The 9,634-nt window shown below is 73.9% G+C and carries 7 protein-coding genes; 2 read left to right on the forward strand and 5 right to left on the reverse strand.

The annotated features are described in order from the left end of the window. Window positions 1-205 precede the first annotated feature (205 nt). On the forward strand, window positions 206-1,762 hold the full coding sequence (gene metG, locus PYV61_RS14550) for a methionine--tRNA ligase (protein ID WP_275832768.1): 1,557 nt from the start codon (window positions 206-208) through the stop codon (window positions 1,760-1,762). Between the two features lie 54 nt (window positions 1,763-1,816). On the opposite strand, the gene PYV61_RS14555 is transcribed toward metG, so the two are convergent. From PYV61_RS14555 to PYV61_RS14575, 5 genes are all read right to left on the reverse strand, one after another. Continuing rightward, on the reverse strand, window positions 1,817-3,145 hold the full coding sequence (locus tag PYV61_RS14555) for a RagB/SusD family nutrient uptake outer membrane protein (RefSeq protein WP_275832770.1): 1,329 nt from the start codon (window positions 3,143-3,145) through the stop codon (window positions 1,817-1,819). Between the two features lie 16 nt (window positions 3,146-3,161). Continuing rightward, window positions 3,162-6,146 carry a SusC/RagA family TonB-linked outer membrane protein gene (locus tag PYV61_RS14560; protein ID WP_275832773.1) on the reverse strand — a complete coding sequence of 995 codons (2,985 nt, stop codon included), beginning with the start codon at window positions 6,144-6,146 and terminating at the stop codon, window positions 3,162-3,164. A 213-nt stretch (window positions 6,147-6,359) separates the two neighbouring features. After that, entirely contained in the window at window positions 6,360-7,034 is a 675-nt protein-coding gene (locus tag PYV61_RS14565; RefSeq protein ID WP_275832774.1) for a LemA family protein, read from the reverse strand. A gap of 31 nt (window positions 7,035-7,065) precedes the next feature. Further along, complete coding sequence (locus PYV61_RS14570; RefSeq protein WP_275832776.1) at window positions 7,066-7,788, reverse strand: nucleotidyltransferase domain-containing protein; 723 nt, start codon at window positions 7,786-7,788, stop codon at window positions 7,066-7,068. Window positions 7,789-7,799: 11 nt separating this feature from the next. Then, window positions 7,800-8,657 (reverse strand): TPM domain-containing protein, encoded by an 858-nt coding sequence (locus PYV61_RS14575; protein WP_275832778.1) that lies wholly within the window; start codon window positions 8,655-8,657, stop codon window positions 7,800-7,802. Between the two features lie 80 nt (window positions 8,658-8,737). On the opposite strand from PYV61_RS14575, the gene PYV61_RS14580 reads away from it, so the two are divergent. Then, window positions 8,738-9,454: a thioredoxin domain-containing protein gene (locus tag PYV61_RS14580; protein WP_275832780.1), complete on the forward strand. Its 717-nt coding sequence runs from the start codon at window positions 8,738-8,740 to the stop codon at window positions 9,452-9,454. Window positions 9,455-9,634: the final 180 nt, after the last annotated feature.

Raw genomic sequence — 9,634 nt, forward strand, 5'->3', positions numbered from 1 at the left:
GCGTCCCCGGCGGCGGCGCGGGCGGCGCGGCGGGCGGCGCAACCGGGGCGGGCGCGGCACCGGGACGGCCCCCGGGGGCGAGGAGCGGCGCCTCGACCCGACCGACGACGACGACGGGGACGACGGCGACGAGGCCGAGGAGTAGGCCGCGGCTTGTGGGGGGTGTGAGATTTCAGGGGCACCGTCCACTCCAGCCCCGCCCCCGTTGTCCGACCCCGCGCCGTTCTTCCTGACCACCGCCATCGACTACGCGAACGGCGAGCCCCACCTGGGGCACGCCTTCGAGAAGATCGGGGCCGACGTGATCGCCCGCTACCAGCGGCAGGCCGGCCGCGCCGTCCACTTCCTGATCGGGATGGACGAGCACGGGCAGAAGGTCGCCCAGACCGCGGAGGCGCGCGGCGTCGCGCCCCACGCGCTGGTCGACGAGATCGCGGCGAGCTTCCGGGCGATGTGGGCGCGCCTCGGCATCTCGTACGACCAGTTCATCCGCACGACGACCGCCGAGCACCAGGAGGGCGTGCGGGCGCTCATCGCGCGCATCTTCGAGCGCAGCCCGGACGACTTCTACGAGAAGGCGTACGAGGGGTGGTACTGCGTCGGCTGCGAGGCGTTCAAGAACGACGCCGAGCTGGTCGACGGGAAGTGCCCGCTGCACCCGACGCGCGAGCTGCAGTGGACGCGCGAGACCAACTGGTTCTTCCGCCTGTCGCGCTACCAGCCGTTCCTGGAGCGGCTGCTGCGCGAGCGCCCCGCGTTCTGCCAGCCCGAGAGCCGCCGCAACGAGATCCTCGGCCTGCTCGCGCAGGGGCTGGAGGACGTGTCGGCGAGCCGGTCGCGCTTCTCGTGGGGCGTCCCCTTCCCCCGCCCGACGAGCGACGGCGAGACGCAGACGACGTACGTCTGGTTCGACGCGCTGCCGAACTACCTGACGGCGACCGGCTTCCCGGCGGCTGGCTACGAAGCGCGCTGGCCGGCGCAGCTGCACGTCATCGGCAAGGACATCACGCGCTTCCACTGCGTGATCTGGCCGGCGATGCTCGAGGCGGCGGGGCTGCCCCTCCCCGAGCGCGTGTGGGCGCACGGCTTCGTGCAGCTGGGCGGGGAGCGCTTCAGCAAGAGCGCCGGGGTGAAGCTCGAGCTGGGCGAGGCGATCGACCGCTTCGGCCCGGACGCGTTCCGCTACTTCCTGCTGCGCGAGGTGCCGTTCGACGGCGACGGCAACTTCTCGTGGGAGCGGTTCGAGGAGCGCTACACCGCCGACCTCGCGAACGCGCTGGGCAACCTCGCCAGCCGCACCGTGGCGATGGTCGAGAAGTACTGCGACGGCCGCGTCCCCGCGGCGTCCGACGCGGCGGTGCTGGCCGCCGACGCCGCCGACCTCGCGGCGTACCACGCGGCGATGGACGGCTCGCGCGGCTACCTGCTGCACGAGGGGCTGGCCGCGCTCTGGCAGGTGGTGTTCCGCGCCAACGCGTACGTGCAGGAGCGGCAGCCCTGGTCGCTCTCCAAGGACCCGGCGCGGCGCGACGAGCTGGAGGCGGTGCTCGGCACCCTGGTGCGGCAGCTGGCGCCGGTGGCGGTCGCGCTCGCGCCGTTCATGCCCGCCAAGGCGCAGGAGCTGTGGGAGTCGCTGGGCGGCGCCGGGCGCGCGGAGGACGTGCGCTTCGCCGCCGTCGCGGCCCTCGACCCGACCGGGTGGCGGGTGCACAAGGGCGCGGGGCTCTTCCCGCGCCCCGAGCCGCCGAGGCCCGCGGCGTGAACGCGGAGAGGGGGAGCGTCGCGAGACGCTCCCCCTCTCCGCATCACCCGCTCCTCAGTTGGCCGCGGTGCAGCCGCTGAAGTTGGGGTTGTTCTCCTCCTCGTTCGGGATCGGGAGGCTCGGCTGCTCCGAGTAGACGCGCCCCTGCTTGAAGTACGCGCCGGTCGGGAAGACCTGGGCGTACGTCAGGTTGTACGGCGCGCGCAGCAGGCGGCGGAAGTCGCCCAGGCGCTGGCTCTCGGCGTACAGCCAGAAGCCGCGCTCGCGGAACAGCAGGTCGCGCTGCTGCGCGGCCGTCTGCCCGGTGAACGCGAGCGCCGGCAGGCTGGCGCTCGTGCGCAGCGCGTTGAGCAGCGTGAGCGCCGCGCCCGACTCGCCGGCCTGCAGCGCGCCCTCGGCCTCGATGAGGCGGGCCTCGGTGCCGCTGGCGAGGCGGATGGACGTCGTGCGCGCCGGGTACTTCTCCTGGTTCAGGATGCGCACTGCGACGCCGTCCAGCCCGTTGCGCGTCGACTGCGTGACGCGGACGCGCGGGTCGTTGGCCGTGAAGAACGGCAGCCCGACGCCGCCCTCGCGGTCGGCGACGCCCCAGCGGCGGCGCACGTTGTTGAACGTGTAGATCGCGTTGTTCTGGCGGCCCGTGTTCTCCGAGTACTCGACGTTGTAGGCGAACGCCGTGGGCACGCTGGCCACCGCCGTGCGGGCCTCGGCGATGCGGCCGAGCCCCAGCAGCGCGCGGGCGCGGCCGACGCGGGCCAGGTTCACCTGCGCCGTCGCCGCCGTGCCGCTGCCGGCCGCCTGCGCGACCGCCAGGGCGCTGTCGAACTTCGCCAGCGCGCGCTGGAAGATCTGCTCGCGCCCGAGCGCCGCGCCGTAGACGAACCGGCCGCTGGCGTCGAGGTCGGAGAACGGCACGCCCGGGCAGAACAGCTCGCCCAGGAAGAGCGTGGAGTAGCCGGCGAGGCTCAGCACCTCGGCGTAGCCGGCGTCGGTCGGGGCGAGCTCGCGGTAGCGGCTGCCCGCGAACTCCGAGGCGCGGCGCGCGCGCTGGATGTTGCGGAACAGGTCGCGCAGCGAGCCGTTGTCGATGCGCGCCGTGCCCAGGTCGATGTCGCGGCGCTCCTCGAAGGTGTCGCGGTTGAGGAACTCGTCGGCGCGCAGCCCGCCGACGAGGATCACCCCCTCGTCGCCGGCGTTGTCGTCGCCGCCGAAGGCCGCGCCGAAGTCGCCCAGCGCGCCGGCGCGCAGCGTCGGCAGCGAGGTCTCGTCGGCGAGGTTGTCGGGGTCGACGATGCCGGGGGTCGCGACGTCGAGCGAGCACCCGGCGAGGAGCCCCGCCGCCAGCGACCCGGCCGCGGCCCGCCGAAGGGTCCGGAAGGTCATGTCGGTCACTGCAGCCTCAGAAGTTGACGTTGACGCGGGCGGAGAAGCGCCGCACCGGCGCCTGGCTCAGGAAGTCGCTCTGGATGAAGTTCGACTGCGCGCTGGCGTTGACCTCGGGGTCGACGCCGGTGTAGTCGGTGATGATCCCGAGGTTGTAGCCGGCGAGCGTCAGCCCGACCCCGCGCGTCTTCAGGTAGCGCTGCGACAGGCGCTCGGGGAGCGCGAAGGTCAGCGTCACCTCGCGGAAGCGGACGAAGTCCGCCTTCTCGATGAAGCCCGCGTAGTTGCCGTAGTTGTACGCCGCCACCGCGCGCGCCTGCTCCTCCTGCGACGACGAGGGGTCGATGATCCCCTTGCACGTCGCCGTGATGCCGCAGCGGAAGTCCTCGGACGAGTTGTACTGCTTGTACCCGCCGCGGTAGTCGACCAGCGCGCCGACGCGCACCGCGTTGTTGAACAGCGACAGCTGCGGGTTGAACGAGAACAGCGTGCGCGGCTGCGAGTAGCCGAGGAACTGCGGCTCCTCGCCGAACTCGACGTCCTCGACGATGCCCTGGGCGTTCGTGATCACGTTGGTGATCGGCGAGCCCCAGTAGCCGCCGGCCGGGAAGCCCTGCGCGTGCTGCTGCGACCCGTTCGCCGTGATGAGGATCGGCGTCGTGTCGCGCAGCGTGAGGATCTTGTTCGTGTTGTACGAGTAGTTGAACGTCAGGTCGAGGCCGACCGCGCGCGTGTCGAGCGGGCGCAGCGTCATGAGCGCCTCGAAGCCGCGGTTGCGGATCTCCCCGATGTTCTCGAAGCGGGTGCGCACGACGCCGACCGACGGCGCGATGACGCGGGCCACCAGCGCGTCCTTCGACTGGCGGTTGTACGCCGTCAGCTGCAGCGTGGCGCGGCGGCTGAACGCCTCGAAATCGACGCCGCCCTCGAACTCGGTCGTCACCTCGGGCTTCAGGTCCGGGTCGCCGACGCCGCCGACCGACACGGCCGCCAGCTCGGCGCCGTTCACGCGCGACGGGACCGGGTTGAAGTACGTCAGCGCGTCCACGTTGCCGGGGCGGAGCCCCGAGCGGCCGAACGAGCCGCGGAAGCGCACGAGGCCGAGCGGCCCGCGCGGGAACCACTCCTCCTCGCTCGCCACCCACGACGCCTGCGCCGTCGGGTAGAACACGGTGCCGAAGTTCTCGCCGAACGCCGAGCTGTTGTCGCCGCGCACGCCGGCGCTCACGAACAGCCGGTCGCGCCAGCCGATCTGCTGCGACAGGATGCCGCCGAGCAGGCGGCCGTCGCCGTACGCCTCGTCGGTCTCGAAGCGCGTCACCGCGCCGCCGAGCGACGAGGTCCCGGCCACCAGCCGGTAGCCGCCGCCGAACACGCCGTCGTTGCGGTCCTGCTGGTACTGGAAGCTGGCCGTCGTGGTCGACGACAGGTTCTCGGTCGGGGCGAACTGCGCCGTCGCCGTGGCCTGCGCCGTGTACGTGCCGGCCTGCAGCCGGTTCGCGAAGCGGTACCCCTCGCTCGTCTCCGTGTCGAGCTCGATGCGGCCCGGCGGGATCTGCTGCGTGTCGAGGCGGTTGGTCTGGTCGATGCCGGCGACGCCGTTGAAGCGCAGCCACGACAGCGGCCGGTAGTTCGCCTGCAGCGAGCCGGTGAAGCGGCGCGCCTGCTGGAAGTTCTGGTAGTAGTCCAGCGACGCCGGCCCGAGCGGGTCGTAGCCGTCCCCGTTCACCGACCCCGGGTTGTCGATCTGCGCGAACCCGGCCAGCCCGTTCGAGATGTAGCCGAGGAACGTGTTGTCGTTGCCCGGCAGCTGGATGTTGTTCGCGACGTAGCCGGTCGAGACGTTGACGTCCGCCTTCTCCGACACGAACGCGCGCAGGTTGGCGCGCAGGCTCGTGCGGTTGACCGAGTTCGTGTAGTAGACGCCCGCCTCGCGGTCGGTCTCGCCGCTCAGGAAGTAGCCCACGCGCTCGGTGCCGCCGGCGACGTTGGCGCCGAGCTGCGTGCGCGCGCCGTCGCGGAAGGGCGTGGTGCGCGAGTCCTTGAGCGGGTTGAACGACACGATCTCCGTCTGCGTGCACAGCCCGCCCGCCACGCTCGGCAGGTCGCAGAAGAAGTCGGTCTCGCCGTCGTAGTCGCCGAAGGCGCCGTAGTTGGGCGGGAAGTTGCTGACCTCCTGGGTCAGCCCGCGCTCGCCGTAGACGGTGTAGTTGGTGCGGCCGGCGCGCCCGCGCTTGGTCGTGATCTGCACGACGCCGTTGGCCGCCTGCGTGCCGTAGAGCCCCGAGGCCGCCGGGCCCTTGAGGACCTCGATGCTCTCGATCTCCTCGGGGTTCAGGTCGTCGAGGCGCGACGGGGCCTGCCCGCCGACGGCGATCGAGTTCGAGTTGCCGCCGCCCTGCACGCGCACGCCGTCGATGATGATGAGCGGCTCGTTGGAGAGCGACAGCGAGTTCGCGCCGCGGATGCGGATGCGCGACCCGGTGCCGGCGGTGCCGGAGCTCTGGAGCACCTGCACGCCCGCGGCCTGCGCCGACAGCGCCTGGCTGAACGCGGGGAGCGCGGGGACGCGGTCGGGGGTCAGCTCGACGCGGGCGACGGCGTTCCCCTGCTCGCGCACGCGCTGCCCCTCGCCCGTCGCGGTCACGACGACCTGCTCGAGCGTGGTCGCGGCGGCGCGGCCGATGGCGAAGTTGGCGGTCGCGGTCGCGCCGGCGGCCACCGTCACGCCCTGCGTCGCGGGCTCGTAGCCGAGGCGGCGGACGCGCACCTGCACCGCGCCCGGCGCGACGCCGAGGATGCGGTACACGCCGGCGTCGTTCGTGATCGCGCCGCGCGTGGTGCCGACGACCTGGACCTGGACGGCCGCCAGCGGGGCGTTGGAGCCCTGCTCGGTCACCGTGCCGGTGATGGTGCCGGTGGCGGCGGGCTGCTGCGCGCCCGCCGCCGGCGCGACGATCGCGACGACGGCCAGCGGCAGCAGCCGGGGGATGTGGGTCATGCGCCGTGCCCTCTGGAAACGGGAGGATGGGAGAGGCAAACGCGCGACCCCGACGCCGGCGGGGACGGGCGTCCGCCCCCGAGCGCAGGGTCGCGCGGTCGTTCGGGAGACCACGCCGCCGGACGGCGCGGTCACCGAACTGATGTGTAACTGCCTCCGTCGAGTTCCCGCAACCGACGGGACGGGCCGTGCCTCCGGCGGGGCCGGCCGCGCCTACCGCGGGGCCGGCGTCGCCGGGGTCGCCGGAGTCGACGCGGGCGCGGCCGCGCCGGCGGCGTCGGGGCGCGAGAAGTCGACCGTCGGCGCGCTGCGCGCCGCCGCGTCGGTGACCTCGAAGTACGTCCGCTGCTGCGCCCCCGTGACCTTGGCCGTCAGCGCCGTCGGGAAGGTCCGGATGAGCGTGTTGTACTCGCGCACGGCGCCGTTGTAGTCGGTGCGCGCGGTCGCGATCCGGTTCTCCGTCCCGGTCAGCTCGTCCTGCAGCCGCAGGAACTGCTGGTTCGACTGCAGCTGCGGGTACGCCTGCACCAGCGTCAGCATCGGCACCAGCGCCCGCGACAGGTTCTCGTTGGCGTTGGCCAGCTCGGTCGGGTCGCCGCCGCCGGGCCGCGCCAGCGCGCCGGTGAGCCCGCGCTGCGCCTCGGCGACGCGCGTGAAGATCGTCTCCTCCTGCTGCGCGTACCCCTTCACCGTCGCCACCAGGTTCGGGATCAGGTCGGCGCGGCGCTGGAGCTGCACCTCGATCTGCTGCTTCGCCTGGGCGGCCTGCTCGTCGAGCGTCTGGATGCGGTTGTAGCCGCAGCCGGTGGGGCCCAGCGCGAGCCCCACGGCGAGCGCCACGGCGAGCGCGCGGCGGGTCAGCGGGCGGGGCGGGATGCGGTCACGCATGCGGATCCTCTGAATGGTGGTGTGAGTTTGCTCAGGCCGGCGGCACGACCAGCGCGTCGACGTGGGCGGCCAGCCGCTCCATCCCGGCCAGGTAGCCGGCCAGCACGTCGGTCGCCTCGGCGGCCGGCAGCGCCGACGCCCCGCGCACGTGGCGCGCGACCCGCGCGAACGGCGCGGCGTCGAACCCCGCCCGCGCGCCGACCGCCTGCGCCAGCGCCTCGCGGTCCTCCGGCGGCCGCTCGCCGTGCAGCCGCAGCACGGCCCGGAACACCGCCATGAACGTCCCCAGGCTCTGCTCCAGCAGCTCCAGCTGCCGCTTGGGCTGCCACCCGGTGGCGACGATCGCCGACCGCAGCTGCAGGAGCTTCCCCAGCGTCTGCTGCTCGACCTCGACGCGCAGGTCGCGCGGGTCGACGCGCACCCCGTCGAGCGGCAGCGCGCCGTGGAGCACGCGGTGCCGCTCCAGCAGGTCGGCGTACTCCATCGGGAACACGTCCGCCGACGCGCGCCACTCGGCGGCGGTGAGCGTCAGCGGGGGCGGGTGCCCGGCCTCCGCCCACGCCCGCGCGGTGGCGGCCACGGCGCGCAGCTGGGGCATCCCCAGCCCGTCCACCACGACCAGCACGTTGTAGTCGGACCGTTCGGGGACATGGTCGCCCCCCGCGGCCGACCCGTACAGCACGACCGCGCGCAGCGCGTCGCCGTACGCGGCGCGCAGCTGCGCCACCAGCTCGTCCAGCGTCATCCGGGCCATCGCAGTCCTCGTCAGAAGTCGCGGCCCGCGCCGCCGCCGCTGAATCCCCCCCCGCCGCCGAAGCCGCCGAAACCGCCCCCGCCCCCGCCACCCCAGCTCCCGCCCCCGCCCCAGCCGCCTCCGCCCCAGCTCCCTCCGCCGTAGTAGCCGCCGCCACCGGAGGGGAACACGATCGGGATCGGGATGCACCCCCCGCACCCGCCGCGCCGCCGCCGTCCGCCGAACGAGCCCAGCAGGTTGAGCACGATGAAGACGACGACGATCACCAGCACCGGGTTGATCCCACCCGTCCGGCGCGCGCGCCGCTCGACCGGCGGCGGCCGCGGGTCGGCGAAGCCCCCCGGATCGGCCGACACGGTGAACCCGAACTCCCGCCCGTAGTGCTCGGCCACCCGCCGCGTCATCAGTTCCAGCGCGCCGCCGTAGTCGCCCTGCCGCAGCTGCGGGAGCGCCTCGTCCTGGATGGCGCCCGCCTGCGCGTCGGTGACGAACCCCTCGGTCCCCTGCCCCGGCGCGATGAAGACGTGCCCGCGCCCGGTCGAGGAGCGCTCGCGCGGGACCAGCAGGATGACCGTCCCGGCGTTGCGCGTGCGGTCGCCGATGGCCGTGGCGGCGCCCACCCCCCACTGCCGGCCGATGTCGCGCGCCACCTCGCTGGGGGCGCGCTGGCCGATGTCGGGGAGGACCGCGATGGCGATCTCCCCGCCCGACTTCTCGCGGACCTCGCGCGCCAGCCCCTCGATGCGCGCGGCCCGCTCGGCCGACACGACGCCGGCGAGGTCGTTCAGGTAGCCGCGCGGCGCGGGCAGCTCGAGCGCCTGCAGCAGCGCCAGGACCGCGAGCAGGACCACGGACGCGAAGCTGTTCATGAGCGATGTATGTTAGTACGCGCCCTCCGAGGGCCGGGTGTCACCGGCCGGGCGCTCCCCCCTCCGTCTCCCCGCCCCCCATGCCCCTGCGCGTCTCCCTCCGCCGCCCCGCGCTCGTCCTCGCCGCCCTCCTGGCCGCCGCGGGATGCCAAGCCTCGGGCGAGACGCGTGCCGCGGCGGCGACGCCCCCGGCCACGGCCACCGCGACCGCCGGCGGGGAGGCCGCGCTCCCGGCCCCCGGGGACAGCACGGCGCTCCGCGCGCTGGCCGACAGCGGCCGCATCGGCGGGGCCCCGGGCGCCAAGGTCTGGCTGCTGATGGTCAGCGACTTCCAGTGCCCGTACTGCAAGATGTGGCACGACCAGTCGTACGAGGCGATCCACAAGGAGTACGTCGCGACCGGCAAGGTGCGCGTGGCCTACCTGCACTACCCGCTCGACCAGCACGAGCAGGCGATGCCGGCCGCCGAGGCGTCGATGTGCGCGTCGGCGCAGCGCAAGTTCTGGCCGTACCAGTCGGCGCTGTTCGGCTCCGTGGACCGCTGGGGCAAGTCGGGCGACCAGACCGCGGTCTACGAGTCGCTGGCGCAGGCGCAGGGGCTCGACATGGCGCGCTTCCGCAGCTGCATGTCGTCGCACGTGATGCGCGCGCTGATCGAGGCCGACAAGGACCGCATGGGGCGCGCGGGCGTGCAGAGCACGCCGTCGTTCTTCGTCGGCAACCAGGGGATCGCGGGCGCGCAGCCGACCGACGTCTTCCGCCGCACGCTCGACGCCGCGATCGCCGCCGCGCGCTGACCGGCGGGTGACGGCGGTCACCCGCGCGTCGCCGGCCGCGCGCCTAGACTTCGCGCGGCCATGAACCCGCTCGTCCGCTCGCTCTACGCCGTCGCCGGGCAGGCCGCGCGCGACGCCACCGGGATCGCCGCGGCCGGCGAGGTGAAGGTCCGCCGCTCGCTGCGCGCGCGGCGCGGGGTG

The sequence above is a fragment of the Roseisolibacter sp. H3M3-2 genome, from assembly GCF_029211165.1.
Taxonomy (GTDB): Bacteria; Gemmatimonadota; Gemmatimonadetes; order Gemmatimonadales; family Gemmatimonadaceae; genus Roseisolibacter.